This window comes from Streptomyces sp. HUAS YS2, assembly GCF_033343995.1.
Taxonomy (GTDB): Bacteria; Actinomycetota; Actinomycetes; order Streptomycetales; family Streptomycetaceae; genus Streptomyces; species Streptomyces solicathayae.
This window is the reverse complement of record NZ_CP137573.1, coordinates 2717822-2736788: the sequence shown is the minus strand read 5'-3', so window position 1 is coordinate 2736788 and position 18967 is coordinate 2717822. Positions and strand designations below refer to the sequence as shown.

General features: G+C 69.7%; 18 protein-coding genes. 8 read left to right on the top strand and 10 right to left on the bottom strand.

The features are described 5' to 3' along the window. Positions 1–209: 209 nt before the first annotated feature. Complete coding sequence (locus tag R2D22_RS12250; protein WP_318103132.1) at positions 210–614, bottom strand: hypothetical protein; 405 nt, start codon at positions 612–614, stop codon at positions 210–212. 613 nt (positions 615–1227) lie between these two features. Continuing rightward, a complete protein-coding gene (gene sodN, locus R2D22_RS12245) occupies positions 1228–1623 on the bottom strand; it encodes a superoxide dismutase, Ni (RefSeq protein WP_318103131.1) in 396 nt (131 codons plus the stop codon). Positions 1624–1765: 142 nt separating this feature from the next. Between sodN and sodX the strand changes: the two genes are divergently transcribed. Beyond that, positions 1766–2188, top strand: coding sequence for a nickel-type superoxide dismutase maturation protease (sodX, locus tag R2D22_RS12240; protein WP_318103130.1), 423 nt, complete (start codon positions 1766–1768; stop codon positions 2186–2188). On the opposite strand, the gene R2D22_RS12235 is transcribed toward sodX, so the two are convergent. Continuing rightward, complete coding sequence (locus tag R2D22_RS12235; RefSeq protein WP_318103129.1) at positions 2092–2739, bottom strand: CGNR zinc finger domain-containing protein; 648 nt, start codon at positions 2737–2739, stop codon at positions 2092–2094. The two genes, sodX and R2D22_RS12235, sit on opposite strands and share 97 nt — an antisense overlap. Before the next feature lie 103 nt (positions 2740–2842). On the opposite strand from R2D22_RS12235, the gene R2D22_RS12230 reads away from it, so the two are divergent. Further along, positions 2843–3607, top strand: coding sequence for a class I SAM-dependent methyltransferase (locus R2D22_RS12230; protein ID WP_318103128.1), 765 nt, complete (start codon positions 2843–2845; stop codon positions 3605–3607). Between the two features lie 94 nt (positions 3608–3701). On the opposite strand, the gene R2D22_RS12225 is transcribed toward R2D22_RS12230, so the two are convergent. From R2D22_RS12225 to R2D22_RS12215, 3 genes are read right to left on the bottom strand one after another with little or no spacing between them, the layout of a single operon-like run. Then, positions 3702–4463, bottom strand: coding sequence for an amino acid ABC transporter ATP-binding protein (locus tag R2D22_RS12225; protein ID WP_318103127.1), 762 nt, complete (start codon positions 4461–4463; stop codon positions 3702–3704). Beyond that, positions 4460–5416 carry an amino acid ABC transporter permease gene (locus R2D22_RS12220; RefSeq protein WP_318103126.1) on the bottom strand — a complete coding sequence of 319 codons (957 nt, stop codon included), beginning with the start codon at positions 5414–5416 and terminating at the stop codon, positions 4460–4462. The genes R2D22_RS12225 and R2D22_RS12220 overlap by 4 nt, the downstream gene beginning before the upstream one ends. Before the next feature lie 29 nt (positions 5417–5445). Then, positions 5446–6414 (bottom strand): ABC transporter substrate-binding protein, encoded by a 969-nt coding sequence (locus R2D22_RS12215; protein WP_318103125.1) that lies wholly within the window; start codon positions 6412–6414, stop codon positions 5446–5448. A gap of 535 nt (positions 6415–6949) precedes the next feature. Here R2D22_RS12215 and R2D22_RS12210 point away from each other — a divergent pair. The 5 genes from R2D22_RS12210 to R2D22_RS12190 all read left to right on the top strand — a co-directional run bounded on the left by R2D22_RS12210 (position 6950) and on the right by R2D22_RS12190 (position 11670). Beyond that, on the top strand, positions 6950–8161 hold the full coding sequence (locus R2D22_RS12210) for an NAD(P)-dependent malic enzyme (RefSeq protein WP_318103124.1): 1212 nt from the start codon (positions 6950–6952) through the stop codon (positions 8159–8161). A 273-nt stretch (positions 8162–8434) separates the two neighbouring features. Further along, positions 8435–9400 (top strand): zinc-binding dehydrogenase, encoded by a 966-nt coding sequence (locus R2D22_RS12205; RefSeq protein WP_318103123.1) that lies wholly within the window; start codon positions 8435–8437, stop codon positions 9398–9400. Between the two features lie 89 nt (positions 9401–9489). After that, positions 9490–10875 carry a cellulase family glycosylhydrolase gene (locus R2D22_RS12200; protein WP_318103122.1) on the top strand — a complete coding sequence of 462 codons (1386 nt, stop codon included), beginning with the start codon at positions 9490–9492 and terminating at the stop codon, positions 10873–10875. A gap of 31 nt (positions 10876–10906) precedes the next feature. Then, positions 10907–11116, top strand: a complete 210-nt coding sequence (locus R2D22_RS12195; protein WP_026058749.1) for a helix-turn-helix domain-containing protein — start codon at positions 10907–10909, stop codon at positions 11114–11116. Beyond that, on the top strand, positions 11116–11670 hold the full coding sequence (locus tag R2D22_RS12190) for a Clp protease N-terminal domain-containing protein (protein ID WP_318103121.1): 555 nt from the start codon (positions 11116–11118) through the stop codon (positions 11668–11670). The genes R2D22_RS12195 and R2D22_RS12190 overlap by 1 nt, the downstream gene beginning before the upstream one ends. Before the next feature lie 37 nt (positions 11671–11707). Here the strand turns inward: R2D22_RS12190 and R2D22_RS12185 are convergent, their stop codons facing one another. Next, complete coding sequence (locus tag R2D22_RS12185; RefSeq protein ID WP_318103120.1) at positions 11708–12766, bottom strand: helix-turn-helix transcriptional regulator; 1059 nt, start codon at positions 12764–12766, stop codon at positions 11708–11710. A gap of 1 nt (position 12767) precedes the next feature. Next, positions 12768–13628 (bottom strand): DUF4097 family beta strand repeat-containing protein, encoded by an 861-nt coding sequence (locus R2D22_RS12180; RefSeq protein WP_318103119.1) that lies wholly within the window; start codon positions 13626–13628, stop codon positions 12768–12770. A gap of 150 nt (positions 13629–13778) precedes the next feature. Here R2D22_RS12180 and R2D22_RS12175 point away from each other — a divergent pair, with 150 nt between their 5' ends. Continuing rightward, entirely contained in the window at positions 13779–14618 is an 840-nt protein-coding gene (locus tag R2D22_RS12175; RefSeq protein ID WP_318103118.1) for a hypothetical protein, read from the top strand. Here the strand turns inward: R2D22_RS12175 and R2D22_RS12170 are convergent, their stop codons facing one another. Together R2D22_RS12170 and R2D22_RS12165 are read right to left on the bottom strand one after the other, a co-directional pair. After that, entirely contained in the window at positions 14619–14801 is a 183-nt protein-coding gene (locus R2D22_RS12170; protein ID WP_019075209.1) for a DUF6104 family protein, read from the bottom strand. Between the two features lie 77 nt (positions 14802–14878). Then, positions 14879–18682, bottom strand: a complete 3804-nt coding sequence (locus tag R2D22_RS12165; RefSeq protein WP_318103117.1) for a multifunctional oxoglutarate decarboxylase/oxoglutarate dehydrogenase thiamine pyrophosphate-binding subunit/dihydrolipoyllysine-residue succinyltransferase subunit — start codon at positions 18680–18682, stop codon at positions 14879–14881. Between the last annotated feature and the right edge of the window lie 285 nt (positions 18683–18967).

Sequence of the window (18967 nt, the reverse complement as noted above, 5' to 3'; positions counted from 1 at the left end):
CTCGTGCATGGGGTGAAGGAACATCAGGACTTCTTTGTTTCCCAGAAGATGGGATTCATCTATTTGGGTCAGGTCCGAATGGGGGATCCACAGTTACGGACGGGAAATTACGCGGGCTGGGATCGGGGTGCCGAGCTTGCTTCATCGTTGCCGTAGCCCTGACTCGTGAGCCGGAGACGTACCTCCCGCTCACGAGTCAGGCGAAGGGATCAGGCCTGCGAAGAGTATCCGCTGGCGACAAGGCCCCCGTAGGCTACGCCGTTCTTGAAACGCTGGATTGTGACCGACACCCAGTAGTCCTCCGACACGTCGAAGTTGCAGACCGAGTAGCCGTCAGACCTGTCCTGCGTCGTGGTCGTGTCGGAGCAGGTCCGGATCTCAACCCGCAAACCGTCGGCCACCTCCCGCCAGAGCGTGGCCTTCACGGAGTAGCCGTCCGCACTCTTGTCCTTCACCCACAGATAGTCGCCGTTGGTCTTGAAGGTTGCCGTGCCCCAGCTGGCGGTGGCCGTCACATCGGGCCCGTCCGCGTAGGCCGAGCCTGTCGTTCCGGCGGCAATGACGACGCTTGCCGCGATACTCATACCGACCTTTGCCAACATGCTGCGTGTCACGAAATGTTCCCCTTTTCGATGGCAGCTCATCACTACCGAAAAGATCTAAGTCGAACCCTTGACTATCTGTCAACTGGGGCAAATTGGCGAAGCTTGGGGCATCGCCGGACGACATCGACTTCCTTCTCAGCAGGGCAACTGGTTCTCCGTCACAAGCATCCAAGGACCGTTGAGTTGGACTCCCAGCGCAGCACTCCAGCTACCGCGAAAACGCAGCCATCACGATTGCTTGGAGGATTGTCGCGCATAAGGGGATGAAGCCTTATTGCCTAAATGCTTTCGATGATGAAAGTCCAGTCGACCACCGGATCGGCGATATCTTCTGGAACGGCGCGTTGATCGATCGCTACCACCTTGCGTCGGTTGACGGCGGTCGGGCTGTGCTGCCAGTTCCTGCCGCCCGGTGCACCCACACTCACCGAGCCGCGGCTCGGGCACCGGCTCAAGGGCGTGGAGGGGCCGTACTCGCACACCTCGCCGGGGGTCGTGAGGGTTCTCCCCTCGGCTCCCACCCAATCTCCCGATGGATCTTGGAACACCGAACGGCCCGGCCGGATGACTCCGGTCGGGCCGTTCGGACCTGCCGCGGAGGCAGGTGGGAAGTGTCGGAAGGTCAGGCCTTCTTCGTCTCCCAGAAGATGCGGTCGATCTCGGCGATGAGCTCCAGCGCCTTCTCGCCCGTCTTCGGGTCGTTCGACGCCTTGGCGGCCGAGAGGGCCTTCAGGGTGTCGTTGACCAGCTGGTGGAGCTGGGGGAACTTCTCGAAGTGCGGGGGCTTGAAGTAGTCGCTCCACAGCACCGAGACGTGGTGCTTGGCGAGCTCGGCGCGCTGCTCCTTGATGATCAGGGCACGGGTGCGGAAGTCCGCGTCCTCGTTGGCCTGGTACTTCTCCTGCACGGCCTTGACCGACTCCGCCTCGATGCGGGCCTGGGCCGGGTCGTACACGCCGCAGGGCAGGTCGCAGTGGGCGCTGACCTTCACCTTGGGGGCAAACAGGCGGGAAAGCATGGAGCTGTCCTTCCTCGTGATCGTCTTCTCTAGTGGGAGATTACTCGGTGAGAAGGCTGTTTTCGCGAGGGGCCCCCGGTGCTTAGGACAAAAGTCCAGGGTCATCCTGGGACTCGTGGACGATCGGACCGGGAGGTGCCGGATGACGGGTTCGGGGCGGGAATCGTCGCCACCGTTCGGGATCGCCGAGGTGAGGGGGCCGTCGATGGTGCCCACGCTGCTGCACGGCGACCAGTTGTTGGTGCACTACGGGGGGCGGTTGCGGGCGGGTGACGTGGCCGTGATGCGGCATCCGCTCCAGCAGGATCTGCTCATCGTCAAACGGCTGATCGAGCGACAGGCCGCCGGCTGGTGGGTGCTCGGCGACAACCCGGCCGCGGAGGGGGACAGCCGGGTGTTCGGCGCCGTGCCGGCGGAGCTCGTGCTGGGGCGCGTGCGGGCGAGGTACCGGCCCGTCACGCCCGGGCTTCAGCGGTCGGCCGGGGTGGTGCTCTCCTGGCTCTTCTCGGCCGTCAGGCCGGTGCTGTCGGACCGCTCGGCCGCCAGGGCGTCCAGGGCCTCCTGACGCTTGCGGGCGCGGTACGCGGCCACGTTGGCGCGGGTCGCGCAGCGGTCGGAGCAGTAGCGGCGCGAGCGGTTGGTGGACGTGTCGAGGTAGGCGTTGCGGCACGGCGGGGCCTGGCAGAGGCCGAGCCGGTCGGCGCCGAACTCCGTGAGGTGGAAGGCGAGTCCCATCGCGGCGATGGCCGCGTACCCCGCAGTCGCGTTCGAAGGGTGGTCGGCCAGGTGCATGTGCCACCGCGGCCGGCCCTCCTCGTCGAGGTAGTCGTGACCGGAGATCTGCGGGCTGACCGGGAACTCCAGGAGCAGTGAGTTCAGCAGGTCGACGGCGGTGGTCTGGTCGCCCTCGTCCGCCGCGGTGAAGACCGCGCGCAGCCGGCCGCGGACCGAGCGGAAGCGGGTGACGTCCGCGTCGGTGGCCCGGCGCGACATCTGGGAGGCCGCGCCGAAGAGTTCGCGTACCGCCTCCACCGTGGTCAGGGAGTCCTTGTTGCGGGCCGGCTCCTCGGTGTTGACCAGACGCACGGCGTAATCCGAGTAATAGGCCAGTTCCACTTGTAGTCCTTACGGTGACGGTCTAGGGTCGGTGGAGCGGGGGGTAAGAGACGGTTGCCCTTCGAGGGTATTACGAAACGTCGAGGTCGGAGGAGCGGAAGTCATGACGGATGCAGCCGTGGCCGGAACCGACTGGCAGGCCTGGCAGGCGAGCTGGGACCGCCAGCAGGAGTGGTACATGCCGGACCGCGAGGAGCGGTTCCGCGTGATGCTGGACATGGTCGAGGCCGTGGTGGGCCCGGAGCCCCGGGTCCTCGACCTCGCGTGCGGTACGGGAAGTATCACGGATCGGCTCCTCACCCGGTTCCCGAACGCGACCAGCACCGGCGTCGACCTCGACCCGGCCCTGCTCGCCATCGCCCGCGGCTCCTTCGCCGGCGACCCGCGCGTCACCTTCGTGACCGCCGACCTCAAGGACCCGCGGTGGACCGCGGAGCTCCTGTACGACACGTACGACGCCGTGCTCACCGCCACCGCCCTGCACTGGCTCCACGAGGGCCCGCTGACCGCGCTGTACGGGCAGCTCGCCGGCCTCGTCCGGGACGGCGGGGTCTTCATGAACGCCGACCACATGATCGACGAGACCACCCCGCGCATCAACGCCGCCGAGCGCGCCCAGCGGCACGCCCGGATGGACCGTGAGAAGGCCGCCGGCGTCCTCGACTGGGCCGACTGGTGGGCCCTCGCCGCCGAGGACCCGGTCCTCGCCGAGCCCACCGCCCGCCGCTTCGAGATCTACGGCGAGCACGCCGACGGCGACATGCCGTCCGCGCACTGGCACGCCGACACCCTCCGCACCGCCGGCTTCGTCGAGGCCCGCCCGGTCTGGTGCTCGCCGTCGGACACGCTGCTGCTGGCCGTGAAGTGACGATGTAGGCCCGCGTACGAGCGACGAGGCCGCGTACGAGCGAGGAGGGGCGGTACGGGAGATCCCGTACCGCCCCTCCTCGTGTGCCCGTGCCCTACAGCACCTTCGACAGGAACGCCTTCGTCCGGTCGTGCTGCGGGTTGCCCAGGACGTCGCGCGGGTTGCCGGACTCGACCACCACACCGCCGTCCATGAACACCAGGTTGTCGCCGACCTCGCGGGCGAAGCCCATCTCGTGGGTCACCACGATCATGGTCATGCCCGACTCGGCCAGGTCCCGCATGACGTCCAGGACGTCACCGACGAGCTCCGGGTCGAGCGCCGAGGTGGGCTCGTCGAAGAGCATCAGCTTCGGCTCCATCGCCAGCGCGCGGGCGATGGCGACGCGCTGCTGCTGGCCGCCGGAGAGCTGGGACGGGTAGTTCTTGCCCTTGTCCCCGAGCCCGACGCGGTCGAGGAGCTTGATCGCACGCTCGCGCGCCACCGCCTTCGACTCGCCCTTCACCATGACCGGGGCTTCCATCACGTTCTCGATGGCCGTCATGTGCGGGAAGAGGTTGAAGCGCTGGAAGACCATGCCGATGTCGCGGCGCTGGGCGGCGACCTCGCTGTCCTTCAGCTCGTAGAGCTTGTCGCCCTTCTGGCGGTAGCCCACGAGTTCGCCGTCGACGGACAGCCGTCCGCCGTCGACCCGCTCCAGGTGGTTGATGCACCGCAGGAAGGTCGACTTGCCCGAGCCGGACGGACCGACCAGACAGAAGACCTCGCGCGGGGCGACCTCGAGGTCGATGCCCCGAAGGATGTGTGCGGGGCCGTAGGACTTGTGGACGCCTTCGGCCTTCACCATGGGGGTCATACGCCGGCACCTCCGCTCTGGTCGGACCTCTTGGACAGCAGGTTCGCCTTGACCCTCTGCCAGGGCGTGGGCGGCAGGGAGCGCAGCGAACCGCGCGCGTAACGCCGCTCCAGGTAGTACTGGCCGACACTGAACACACTAGTCAGGGCCAGGTACCAGATGGAGGCCACGAAGAGCATCTCCATGACGGCGCCGGCGGTGTTGCCGATGTTCGACGACGCCCTCAGCACCTCCGTGTACTGCACGGCCGAGACCAGCGACGAGGTCTTGAGCATGTTGATGAACTCGTTGCCCGTCGGGGGAACGATCACCCGCATGGCCTGCGGCAGGACGATGCGGCGCATGGTCTTCGTCTGGGACATGCCGAGCGCGTGCGCCGCCTCGGTCTGGCCCTCGTCGACGGACTGGATGCCGGCCCGGACGATCTCCGCCATGTACGCGCCCTCGTTCAGGCCGAGGCCCAGCAGCGCGACCATGAACGGCGTCATGACGTCGACGGTCTCGTTCTTGTAGATCGGCCCGAGGTTGATGTACTCGAAGATCAGCGACAGGTTGAACCACACGAGCAGCTGGACGTACACCGGCGTGCCGCGGAAGAACCAGATGTAGAGCCAGGCGACCGCGCCGGTCACCGGGTTCTTGGAGAGCCGCATCACGGCGAAGACGATGCCGAGGACGAGGCCCAGCGCCATGGAGGCGACGCTGATGACGACGGTGTTCCAGAGGCCCTCGAGGACCGAGGGGTCGAACAGCTTGTCCCAGACCGTGTCCCAGATGACGTTGCCCTGGGAGAAGGCGTAGACGAGCCAGCCCAGCAGCACGACCACGACGACGGCGCTGATCCAGCGGCCGACGTGCCGCACGGGGATGGCCTTGATGGCCTCGTACGGCGTGCCGGAGGGGTCGGGTCCGGCCGGAGCGGCGGCCGGACCCTTGTCGATCTTGTCAGTCACGATGACTGCCCTTCAGTGGAGCGAGGAGGTCACTTGCCGGCGTTGACGGTGGCCTGCTTGACCGCGCTCTGCTCGACGTCCCACTTCTTCAGGACCTCGGTGTAGGAGCCGTCCTTGATGATCGCATCGAGGGCTTCCTTGACGGCGTCGCGCAGCTGCGTGTTCTCCTTCGAGACGCCGATGCCGAAGAGGCCGACGTCGCTCTGGCTGCCGGCGACCTCGAAGTCGTTGCCGCCGCCCGAGGTCTTCGCGATGTACGCGGCGACCGGGTAGTCGTTCAGGTCGGCGACGGCGCCGCCGGCCTTCACGCGGGTCTGGGCCTCGGCGTCGGTGTCGAACGCCTGGATGGTGAGCTTGTTGGCGCCGCACTTGGTGGCCTGCGCCTTGAAGGTGTCCTCGTAGATCGTGCCGCGCTGGACGGCGACGGTCTTGCCGCACAGGTCGTCCAGGGACTTGATGTTCTGCGGGTTGCCCTTCTTGACCAGCAGGGAGACGCCGGAGCTGAAGTAGTCGACGAAGTCGATGCCCTTGCCGATCTTCTTGCCGTTGTCGTCCAGGCCCTCCTGACGCTTCTTGTTGTCCGTCATCGAGGACATGATCAGGTCCTGGCGGCCGGTGTAGATCGAGGTGATCAGGCCGTCGAAGGTGCCCGAGACGAACTCGAACTTCACGCCGAGCTGCTTGCCCAGGGCGGCGCCGAGGTCGGGGTCGACGCCGACGATCTTGCCGCCCTCGGTGAACTCCATCGGGGCGTACGCGGCGTCGGTGCCGACCTTGATGACGCCGGCCTTCTGGATGTCGGCGGGCAGCTTGGAGAAGAGCGGAGCGGCGGAGCCGGCGGCCGACTTCTCGCCGGACGGGGTGCTGCCCCCGCCCTCGGTCTGGTCGCCGCACGCGGTCAGCAGCATCGAGCCGGCGACCGCGACGGCGGCGACCGCGGCAAGACGGGAGGTGCGGGTCTTGGCAGCGGTCTTACAGCGCGTGGTGCTTGCGGTCATGGTCGGGTTCCTCCGGCGTGTTCGGGAGTTGCCATAGGCCGCGCACGCACCTTCGGGTGTCGCGACCTCGTGTGATTACGGCATCTTGCCATTCGGACTGCCCGATTCAGGGGGGCACGGATGTCAAAATCGGATAACGGGTGACCCCCGAACCCCGACAGGCCGGTACAACCAGGCCGGATCCCTTGCGGTGATTGCTCCATCAGGCCGGAAAATCTCCGGTTGATCTCGCCATTCGGACGACCCGAACCACGTGATTCGGTTCGCTCAGGCATCTGTCCGGACATTAAGTGACGCGTCGGCTCTGTGAGTGACGGTGTCGCGGGTCTATGAGCCTCGTCACCGAGGCGGAATGGACTCGTCTGCGGTGCTGTTCGTCCGGTAAGAAGGATCCTTACACCCCTCATCCGGGGCTCAGGGCGCGTTGTGCGGCGCGCCCGCGCGGCTGCCAGACAAGGCGGCCGCGGGACCCACCCACCCCTCCTCAACCGGGAGTGGCCACCCTCAAATGAAGAAGACTTAAGGGGTCAACCCAATGGCAGCGGAGATCGTCAACCCTCGCAGCGCGAGCGGCCCGGAAGGGGCTCAGGAGGAGCCCTTCGATCCGGCCTTCGCCCTGCACCGCGGCGGCAAGATGGCCATCCAGGCCACCGTGCCGCTGCGTGACAAGGACGACCTGTCCCTCGCGTACACGCCCGGCGTCGCCAAGGTGTGCAGCGCTATCGCCGAGCAGCCCGAGCTCGTCAACGACTACACCTGGAAGTCCCAGGTCGTGGCCGTCGTGACGGACGGTACGGCGGTGCTCGGCCTCGGCGACATCGGCCCGGAGGCCTCGCTCCCCGTCATGGAGGGCAAGGCGATCCTGTTCAAGCAGTTCGGCGGCGTGGACGCGGTGCCGATCGCGCTCGCGACGAAGGACACCGACGAGATCATCGAGACCGTCGTCCGGCTCGCCCCCTCCTTCGGCGGAGTGAACCTGGAGGACATCTCGGCGCCGCGGTGCTTCGAGATCGAGCGCAGGCTCCAGGAGCGCCTCGACATCCCCGTCTTCCACGACGACCAGCACGGCACCGCCATCGTCACCCTCGCCGCCCTCCGCAACGCGGCGAAGCTGACCGGCCGGACCCTCGGCGACCTGCGCGCGGTGATCTCCGGCGCCGGCGCGGCCGGTGTGGCCATCGCCAAGTTCCTCCTGGAGGCCGGCCTCGGCGACGTCGCCGTCGCGGACCGCAAGGGCATCGTCAGTCGCGACCGGGACGACCTCACGGACGTCAAGCGCGAGATCGCCGAGCTGACGAACAAGGCGGGCCTGTCCGGCTCCCTGGAGACCGCCCTGGCCGGCGCGGACGTCTTCATCGGCGTCTCCGGCGGTACGGTCCCCGAGGCCGCGGTCGCGTCCATGGCGCCGAACGCCTTCGTGTTCGCCATGGCCAACCCGAACCCCGAGGTCCACCCGGACGTGGCGCACAAGTACGCCGCGGTCGTCGCGACCGGCCGTTCGGACTACCCGAACCAGATCAACAACGTCCTCGCCTTCCCCGGCATCTTCGCCGGTGCGCTCCAGGTCCGGGCCTCCCGGATCACCGAGGGCATGAAGATCGCCGCGGCGAACGCGATCGCCGACGTGGTCGCCGACGAGCTGTCGGCCGACCGCGTGATCCCGTCGCCGTTCGACGAGCGCGTCGCCCCGGCCGTCTCGGCCGCCGTGGCCGCCGCCGCCCGCGCGGAGGGCGTCGCCCGCCGCTGACCCGGCCGGCACGCGCGAGGGGCCCCGTCCTGGGTCAGGACGGGGCCCCTCGCGCGTGATCAGGCGCCGTCGCCCCCGTCGTGCTCCGACCAGCGGACGCCGTTCTCGTCCGGACTCCTATGCCCGTTCGTCATGCCCGGCACCGTATCGACCGCCCTGGCACGGCGCTTGGGGGCGAACAAGCCGTGGTCCGCCGCTCGGCGTTCCCGGGGGACGTGTGTCACACCCGTACGTGGTTCCGCCGTGCGACAGTGCCGCCCTACGCTCAAGGTCATGTTCGCTGCCTACGCCGCCCGAATCGATCGCGATCAGCCGCTGAACGGCCTCGAGCTGGGCGAACGCCCGGAACCCGAGGTACGACCCGGCTGGACCACCGTCACCGTCAAGGCCGCCTCGCTCAACCACCACGACCTGTGGTCGCTGCGCGGGGTGGGACTGCCCGAGGAGAAGCTGCCGATGATCCTCGGCTGCGACGCCGCGGGGATCGACGAGGACGGCAACGAGGTCGTCCTGCACTCCGTCATCGGCCAGACCGGGCACGGCGTCGGCCCGAAGGAGCCGCGCTCCATCCTCACCGAGCACTACCAGGGCACCTTCGCCGAGCGGGTGACCGTGCCGAGCTGGAACGTGCTGCCCAAGCCGAAGGAGCTCTCCTTCGAGGAGGCCGCCTGTCTGCCGACCGCGTGGCTGACGGCGTACCGGATGCTGTTCACCAACGCCGGGGTCCGGCCGGGCGACTCGATCCTGGTGCAGGGCGCGGGCGGTGGCGTCGCCACGGCGGCCATCGCGCTGGGCCGGGCGGCGGGCCTGCGGGTCTTCGCGACGAGCCGGGACGAGGCCAAGCGCAAGCGGGCGATCGAGCTCGGCGCGGTCGAGGCCTTTGAGCCGGGCGCGCGGCTGCCGCAGCGGGTCGACGCGGTCATCGAGACGGTCGGCGCCGCCACCTGGTCCCACTCCGTCAAGTCGCTGCGCCCCGGCGGCACTCTGGTCATCTCCGGCGCCACCAGCGGCGACCGTCCCTCGCACGCCGAGCTGACCCGGATCTTCTTCCTGGAGCTGAAGGTCGTCGGCTCGACGATGGGCTCGAAGGACGAGCTGGAGGACCTGCTGTCGTTCTGCGCGACCACCGGGCTGCGGCCGGTCATCGACGAGGTGCTGCCGCTGGACCGGGCCCGGGAGGGCTTCGAGAAGATGGCCTCCGGCGAACTCTTCGGAAAGATCGTTCTGAAGACCTCGTGACAACCCCTTGATACCGGTCAGTTGACCTGATGGGATCTCCGGCACGCGAAACGTGAACATCACTCACCTTGTCGTGCCGGAGGTCCTCCTTGTTGCGAACCACTCTCGCGGCGACCCTCGTCGTCGCCTCGCTGCTCGCCCCGACCGCCGCCGGCGCGGAGACCGCCACCCGGGCGGAGACCGGTGGTGACGGGATACCCGCCCTCACCGACTCCCGCGGCCGGGTCGTCACCCTCCGCGGCTGGAACCTCGCGGACAAGTCGCACAGCGGCGACGCCGCCCTCTCCGCGATCACCGAGAAGCACTTCCGGGACATGCGGGCCAAGGGCTACAACACGGCCCGGCTCCTGGTCTTCTGGGACGACCTGGAGCCCCGCCCCGGGCAGTACAGCCAGGCCTACCTCCGCAAGATCGAACGCGTCCTGGACTGGGCCGCCAAGCACGACGTCAAGGTCATCCTCGACGCCCACCAGGACATCTTCGGGCCCGCGTTCGAGTCGCGGGGCATCCCCGCCTGGGCCACCAGGACCGACGGGCTGCCCTTCAAGAAGCACCCCGACGACTGGTTCTCCGAGTACTTCGAGCCCGCCGTCCAGCGCGCCTTCACCCACCTGTACGAGGACGAGGACCTGCAGCGCGCCCAGGCCCGCATGTGGCGGGTGCTCGCCGACCGCTTCGAGGACCACCCGGCCGTGTTCGGCTACGACCCGATCAACGAGCCGATGGGCGAGATGCGCGAGGGCGAGGACCTGGCGACGGCGGCGCGGCGCATCGAACGTGACCAGATCACCCCGATGTACAACCGCATCGCGGACGCGATCCGTCAGGTCGACCGGGACTCCTGGATCTTCGTCGAGCCGACCCCGATCGTGGGTGAGGGAGTGCCCACGGGCATGGGGAAGATCGACGACCCGAAGGTGGTCTACGCCCCGCACTTCTACAACGGCACGATGGAGGCGGGTGGCGACTACGACCCGTCGGCGCGCTGGATCGAGAACTACGAGGCGGCGGTCACCCAGTACGCCAAGGAGCACAAGGTGCCCCTGGCCGTGGGCGAGTGGGGGCCGCTCAACAACTCCCTGCCGAACATGAACCGTTTCTACCGGGAGGCCATGGCCTCGCTCGGCCGCTACAGCTCCGGCTGGACCGGCTGGGAGTGGTGCTACGGCGCCGGCTACTGCGCCGTGGATGCCGCCGGGGCCTTCCGCGCGAACAAGGAGCTGACCGCCGAGCCGTACGCGGAGGCGGTGGCGGGCCGCGTGCGCTCCGACGCGTACGACGCGTCGGCCGGCGCCTACCGCCTGGAGTACGAGGCCGCCGGGCGTCGCGGCTCCCGAGTCACCGAACTGTCGCTGCCGGAGGGCGAGTGGAAGGTCGCCGTGACGGGCAAGGCGGTGTCGGTCAGGAAGGGTCAGCGGGTGTGGGTGTACGCGGTGCCGGGGGCTCGGGTGGTGGTCACTGTCAACCATGGTTGACAGCCTCGGGGTGTCAACGTAAGTTGACACCATGACCGATGCGACCGATCTCGCCGCGCGGGCGGGCGACCGCGACCCACGGGTCGGGTTGCGGGCCGTCTCCGCGCTGCGGCGACTGCTGGAACAGCTGGAGGCCGTCCAGGTGCGCAGTGCGCGCAACCAGGGCTGGTCCTGGCAGGAGATCGCGGCCGAACTGGGTGTCAGCCGCCAGGCCGTCCACAAGAAGTACGGGAGGCAGTGATGTTCGAACGGTTCACGAAGGGCGCCCGTGCCGTGGTGAAGGGGGCGGTCGGGCACGCGGAACGCGGGGGCGCGGCCGTCGTCACCGAGGAGCATCTGCTGCTGGCCCTGCTCGACCAGGAGGACACGAGGGCCGCGGCGGCTCTGCGGGAGCTGTGCCCGCAGGACCGCCGCGCGTCCCTCGTGGCCACTCTCTCCGACGCCCGGCGCCGGGCGGGCCTGTCCCGGGCGGACGCGGATGCGCTGGCGGACCTGGGCATCGACCTCGGGGCGATCGTGGCCCGGGTGGAGGAGACCCACGGCGCGGGCGCGCTGGCGGGCGACCGTAAGGACGCCGGATGGTGGTCCGGGCGCCGGTCCTTCACCCGTGAGGCCAAGACGGTCCTGGAGAAGTCGCTCCGGGTGGCTCTGGCGCGCCGCGACCGGGAGATCGGCGACGAGCACATCCTGCTGGCCCTGACGACGACCGGGGGAGTGGTCGCGGAGGCGCTGGCCGACCACGGGGTGACCTTCGCCTCCGTCGACGCGGAGGTCTCCCGCCCCGCCGTGCCCTGACGGGGCCAGGGGGCGGGGCGGGCGGCGGTGGCAGCCGTCAGGCGTCGCGGCGCAGCAGGCCGAGCAGGGTGGTGGCGGTGGCGGAGAGCTGGTCCTTCGCCTCGGCGAACTGGGCGGGGGTGACCCCGTGGTCGCGGGCCGCGTCGCGGACGTCGTCGCGGAAGCGGTCGAGCAGCCGGTCCAGATCACGCGCCGGGTCCCCGGATTCGGGCGTCTCCGGGGTCCAGGCCGCGTCGGCGGGGGCCGTCCAGGCGGTGGTGGGGGTGCCGAGCGGTCCCGTGCCGATCGGTCCCGTGCCGGCCGGTCCCGTGCCGGCCGGTCCCGCCGTCCCGGCGCCGAACGCACCGGAAGGGCCGTTCGTGACCGTCGGCTCTGAGGTGCCGCCCGGAACGGGCGTCACGGGACCACCGGGTGTCCCCGGACCCCCGGGTGTCCCGGGACCGCCTGGTGTCCCCGCGCCGGCCGGCGTCCCCTTCGGTGCCGTCGGCGGCCAGGTCGTCCCCGGCGTGCCCAGGAGGCCGCCGAGCTGGCTGGTGATCTCGGCGAGGCCCTCGCGCACGCCGGCCGGCCAGTCGCCCCGGCCGAAGCGGTCCTGGACCTGGTCCTGGACCTGCTTGGCGATCCGCTGGAACTCCTTCGCCTGGCGGCGCGCCGACTGCGCCTCCTCCCGGGCCTGTCGCGCCTGCTCGCGGAACGACGTACCGCCGCGCCGGTTCTCGCCGGCCGCCGCCCGCATCTCACGGCGCAGCTTGCCCGCCGCGCCGCGCACGTCGTCGCGGATCTCGGCGGCCAGCTCGGAGACCGAGTCGCGGATCTCCTGCTCCAGGTCGTCGAGTTCGCCGACCCGGCCGGCGAGTTCCGCGCGGCCCGCGTCGGTGATCGAGTACACCTTCCGGCCGCCCTCGGTGGCGTGCGTGACGAGCCCCTCGGCCTCCAGCTTGGCCAGGCGCGGGTAGACCGTGCCCGCGGAGGGGGCGTACAGGCCCTGGAAACGCTCCTCCAGGAGGCGGATGACCTCGTAGCCGTGCCGCGGTGCCTCGTCGAGGAGCTTCAGCAGGTAGAGGCGGAGTCGGCCGTGGGCGAAGACGGGCGGCATCTCAGAGCACCTTTCCGGAGGTGGTCTCGGTTTCGGACTCGGTCGCGGGCTCGGGGCGGCGCAGCAGCGCGATCGAGCCGGAGAGGGTGGTCGCCTTCAGCGAGCCGCGGCCCGAGCCGAGCGTGCCGGTGATGCTCTTCGTGCCCCACTGGCCCTCGACCCGCAGGTCCTCGAAGGCGTTGGAGACGGAGCCGCTGGTGGTGTTCGCCTCGACCCGCGCGTCCGCCGGGTGCGACAGCCGGATCGCGACCTCGCCGGAGACGCTGGTGAGCCGGATGTCCGCGGGCGGACCGTCGAGCCGCTGCGGGTCCAGGTCGATGACCAGCGCGCCGCTGATCGTGTCCGCCTTCACGGACGAGCCGGCGCCCTCGACGAGCGTCAGGTCGCCGGAGACCGAGCCGACCCGCAGATCGCCGGTGACGGACTGGGCCTCCAGGCTGCCGGAGACGCTGTCCGCCCGTACCGGACCGGAGAGCTTCACGAGCGTGGTGTCGCCGGAGACGCTCCGTACGTCCGTCCGGCCGCTGATCCCGGAGATCACCGCCTCCGCGGCGACCGTGCCGACCTCGATGTCCGTGCCGGCCGGCACCGCGACCGAGACGACCGCCCGGCGCCGCAGGCCCTTGGACTCGAGCCACTTGTGCAGGCCCTTCCAGTGCAGGTCCTCGTAGCTGATGGTCAGCGTCGCGCCCTCCTGGGTCACGATCAGCGGCGGGCCCTTGATCTCGGAGACCTCCAGGCGCGCGGTCGGCTCGTCCGTGCCCACCACGTTCACCGTGCCGCTGACGATGCGGACCTGCAGCTGCCGCACCGGTTCGGTCAGCGTGAGTTTCCTCGGCTCGGCGACGGACCACTCTGTCATCGTGCTGACCTCCCGTGTCGGGCGACGCAACATATCGCGTCTTCTGAAGAAGACGATATATCGCGGTTGGGTGAAGTCAACCCCACCCGCCTGCCGACGTGCCTCGACATACACCGTCGAACCAGGGCGAATTGCCCTAGCGTGTGAGGCATGAACGCGACATCCGGATCGGCCCCCGTCGGGGCCCTGCTGCTCTGCCGTGCCGAGCCCGCCGCCGTACGGGGCCCGGCCCAGCTGCTGCGCGAGCGGCTGCTGCTCGCCCCGGCCGGGCCCGACTGGAGCGTCCTCGTCCCCGAGGGAAAGCCGTGGCTGGACGGAGCGGAGGCCGTCGACCAGGTCGTGGCGGGCTGGGCAGCGGCGCTGGCCGTCGGCGCCACCTGGCCGGTCCTCGCGCTCTGGTGGGACGCGGACGGGGCCGGCTACACCCTGGCCTCCGGCTTCCGCCGCTCCGTCGGGTACACCTGGCTCGCCGACGGCACCCCGGCCGGCGAGGACGAGGCGATGCGCACGTTCGCGACCCGGCTCGCCCTCGACCCCGTCCTGGACGTCCAGGCCCTGGAGCCCCTCACCCGCCCGGACCGCGACGCCGACGCGCACGCCCGGCTCGTCGGCCTCACCGCCGTCCTCGCCCGTACCGGCCTGGCCCTGCCCGAAGGGCTCACCCCCGGCGACGGCGCCGACCGGCTGCGCGCGGTCGCCGAGGTACGGGGCGCGGAGGAACTCGCCTGGTCAGGTTGGAGGGACGCCGTCCGCGCCGAGCTCGAGGTGGTGGAGAGCAGCCGCGTCGGCTCGTACCTGCGCGGCTCGAAGGCCCGCGCAGTCGTCGCCGCCGAGATCGCGGTCGGGCTCCCGCTCACCGTCTGGGGCATCGCCCGCCGCAGCGGCGGCTGGACCGCGGCGGGCCTCCTGCTCCTGGCCGACGGCGCCATCGGACTGACCCGCAACCTGCTCCGCACCGCCGACGTGCACAGCGGCGAGATGCCCGCCTGACTACTCGTCGTCGTCCTCGTCGTCCAGCCGCGCCAGCCAGGTGGCCAGGCGCTCCACCGGCACCTCGAAGTCGGGGTTCAGATCGACGAAGGTCCTCAGCTGCTCGGCGAGCCACTCGAAGGTGACCTCCTCCTCGCCACGCCGCTTCTCCAGCTCCTCGATGCCACGGTCAGTGAAGTACATGCGACCAGGATAGGCCGGAGGCCCGGCCCCCCTGTCGGGGGTGCCGGGCCTCCGGGCCGTGCGAAGAAGCTTCGGGGCTACGCCTCGAAGACCTCGTTGCACAGCTGCTGCTGCTCCGCCTGGTGACGCTTGGCCGAGCCGACCGCCGGCGAGGAGGAGTGCGGGCGCGAGATGCGCCGCAGCCGCTCCGCCGGGGGCAGGTCCGCGCCGACCGCCAGGTCCAGGTGGTCGATCAGGTTGAGCGCGATGAACGGCCACGCACCCTGGTTCGCCGGCTCCTCCTGCGCCCAGATGTACTTCGCGGCGTTCGGGTACTTGGCGATCTCGGCCTGGAGCTCGGCACCCGGCAGCGGGTACAGGCGCTCCACGCGGATGATCGCGGTGTCCGTGTTGCCGCGCTTCTGCCGCTCGGCCTCCAGGTCGTAGTAGACCTTGCCGGCGCAGAAGACGACCTTGCGGACGTCGGCCGGGTTCACCGAGTCGTCGCCGATCACCGGGCGGAAGCCGCCGGTGGTGAACTCCTCCGCCTTCGAGGCCGCGGCCTTCAGGCGCAGCATCGACTTCGGGGTGAAGACGATCAGCGGCTTGTGGTGCGGGTTGTGCACCTGCCACCGCAGGAGGTGGAAGTAGTTCGACGGCAGGGTCGGCATCGCGACCGTCATGTTGTCCTGCGCGCACATCTGGAGGAAGCGCTCCGGGCGGGCGGACGAGTGGTCCGGGCCCTGGCCCTCGTAGCCGTGCGGCAGCAGCAGCGTGACGCCGGAGGTCTGGCCCCACTTCTGCTCGGCCGAGGAGATGAACTCGTCGACGACGGTCTGCGCGCCGTTGACGAAGTCACCGAACTGGGCCTCCCAGATGACCAGCGCGTCCGGGCGGGCCAGCGAGTAGCCGTACTCGAAGCCCATCGCCGCGTACTCGCTGAGCAGCGAGTCGTAGACGTTGTACCGGGCCTGGTCGTCGGCCAGGTAGAGCAGCGGGGTGTAGTCCTCGCCGGTCTCCTGGTCGACCAGGACCGCGTGGCGCTGGCCGAAGGTGCCGCGGCGGGAGTCCTGGCCGGCGAGCCGGACCGTGGTGCCCTCCATCAGCAGCGAACCGATGGCCAGGGTCTCGCCCATGCCCCAGTCGATCGTGCCGTCCTCGACCGAGGCCGCGCGGCGCTGCATCTGCGGCATCAGGCGCGGGTGGACGGTGATCCGCTCGGGGACGTTCACCTGCGACTCGGCGATCCGCTTCACGACCTCCTGGGAGACCGCGGTGCTCACGGCGACCGGGAACTCGGCGCGGGTGTCAGGGACGTGCACCGGGGCCGGCGCCGAGGTGGCCTCGCGGACCTCCGCGAAGACCTTCTCCAGCTGGCCCTGGAAGTCCTGGAGCGCCTGCTCCGCCTCTTCGAGGGTGATGTCGCCGCGACCGATGAGCGACTCGGTGTACAGCTTGCGCACCGAGCGCTTCTTGTCGATCAGGTTGTACATCTGCGGGTTGGTGAACTGCGGGTTGTCGCCCTCGTTGTGACCGCGGCGGCGGTAGCAGATGAGGTCGATGACGACGTCCTTGTTGAACGCCTGGCGGAACTCGAAGGCGAGCCGCGCGACGCGGACCACGGCCTCCGGGTCGTCGCCGTTCACGTGGAAGATCGGCGCCTCGATCATGCGGGCCACGTCGGTCGCGTACATCGAGGAACGCGAGGACTCCGGGGCGGCGGTGAAGCCGACCTGGTTGTTGATGACGATGTGGACCGTGCCGCCGGTGCGGTAGCCGCGCAGCTGCGACATGTTCAGCGTCTCGGCCACGACGCCCTGGCCCGCGAAGGCCGCGTCGCCGTGCAGGGCGACCGGCAGGACGGTGAAGTCCGTGCCGCCCTTGTTGATGACGTCCTGCTTGGCGCGGACGACACCCTCCAGGACCGGGTCGACCGCCTCCAGGTGCGAGGGGTTGGCGACCAGCGAGACCTTGATCTGCTCGCCGTCCAGGCCGGTGAAGGTGCCCTCGGCGCCCAGGTGGTACTTCACGTCGCCGGAGCCGTGCATCGACTTCGGGTCGAGGTTGCCCTCGAACTCGCGGAAGATCTGCGCGTACGACTTGCCGACGATGTTGGCGAGGACGTTCAGCCGGCCGCGGTGGGCCATGCCGATGACGACCTCGTCCAGGCGCGACTCGGCGGCCGAGTCGATGACCGCGTCGAGCAGCGGGATGACGGACTCGCCGCCCTCCAGCGAGAAGCGCTTCTGACCGACGTACTTGGTCTGCAGGAAGGTCTCGAACGCCTCCGCGGCGTTCAGACGGCGCAGGATCCGCAGCTGCTCCTCGCGCTCCGGCTTGGAGTGCGAGCGCTCGACGCGGTCCTGGATCCACTTGCGCTGCTTCGGGTCCTGGATGTGCATGAACTCGACGCCGGTGGTGCGGCAGTACGAGTCGCGCAGCACGCCGAGGATGTCGCGCAGCTTCATCATCGACTTGCCGGCGAAGCCGCCGACCGCGAACTCGCGCTCCAGGTCCCACAGGGTGAGGCCGTGCTCGGTGATGTCCAGGTCGGGGTGCTTGCGCTGGCGGTACTCCAGCGGGTCGGTGTCGGCCATGACGTGGCCGCGGACCCGGTAGGAGTGGATCAGCTCGAAGACCCGCGCGGCCTTGGTGACGTCGTCGTCGTGCGAGGCGTCGATGTCCTTGAGCCAGCGGACCGGCTCGTAGGGGATGCGCAGGGCCTTGAAGATGTCGTCGTAGAAGCCGTCCTCGCCGAGGAGCAGGTTCGCGACGATGCGCAGGAACTCGCCGGAGGCGGCGCCCTGGATCACCCGGTGGTCGTAGGTCGACGTGAGCGTCATGACCTTCGAGATGCCGAGCTTGTTGAGGGTGTCCTGGCTCGTGCCCTGGAACTCGGCCGGGTAGTCCATCGAGCCGACGCCCATGATGACCGACTGTCCGGGCATCAGACGCGGCACGGAGTGGACCGTGCCGAGGCCGCCGGGGTTGGTCAGCGAGACCGTGACGCCGGTGAAGTCCTCCATCGTCAGCTTGCCGACGCGGGCGCGCTTGACGATGTCCTCGTAGGCCTGCCAGAACTCGAAGAAGTTCAGCGTCTCGGCCTTCTTGATGCCCGCGACGACGAGCTGGCGGTCGCCGTTCGGCTTCACCAGGTCGATGGCCAGACCGAAGTTCACGTGGTCCGGCTTGACCAGCGTCGGCTTGCCGTCCTTCTCCGCGAAGGAGTAGTTCATCGACGGCATGGCCTTGATCGCCTGCACCATCGCGTAGCCGATGAGGTGGGTGAAGGAGATCTTCCCGCCCCGGGCGCGCTTCAGGTGGTTGTTGATCACGATCCGGTTGTCGAAGAGCAGCTTCACCGGGACGGCGCGGACGGACGTGGCCGTCGGCATCTCCAGCGAGAGGTTCATGTTCTTCGCGACGGCGGCGGCGGGACCGCGCAGCGTGACCAGCTCGGGACCGGCCGGGGCCTCGGCCGCCGGAGCGGCCTTGGCGGGCGCCGGAGCGGCCTTGACGGCGGCCGGCGCGGCCGCGGCGGGCTTCGCCGGAGCCGGAGCCGGAGCCGGAGCCGGAGCGGCCGGAGCGGACGCAGCCGGAGCGGCGGCCGGGGTCGGGGCGGCCTGGGCGGGCGCGGCCGGAGCGGCGGGGGCGGCCGGAGCGGCAGGTGCAGCCTGTGCGGGGCTCACCTGCGGCGCGGCGGCGGGAGCCTCCGTCGAGCCGGGCTTGTAGTCGGCGAAGAAGTCCCACCAGGCACGATCGACCGAATTCGGGTCCTGGAGGTACTGCTGGTAGATCTCGTCGACGAGCCACTCATTGGCGCCGAAGGCGGTAGCAGGGTTCTGACCCTGCCCGTCTTGGTCGGTGGAGGTACTCGGGGTACTGGGGGACTGAGACGACACGGCGGTAACCGCCCTCTTCCGCTTCACAAGGTGATGGACAGCGGAAATAAAGGCTACGCCTCCCTGGCCTGGAGGTGCAGGCCGGGCGCTACCAACGTCGCGCAAGTCACACTTGACGGGGTGTTTCGGCGCTGTGAATGGCGGGAAACAAGCGGGGTTCCGCGTCTGTGAGGGTACGAGGAACCGGGGTTACGACCCCCATGGGTTCGCATCCCTGATCACAACCTGGCCACGTCCTGGCCATGTCCCGGCAATCCTCTGCACAGGTACACGCAGAACGTGCTC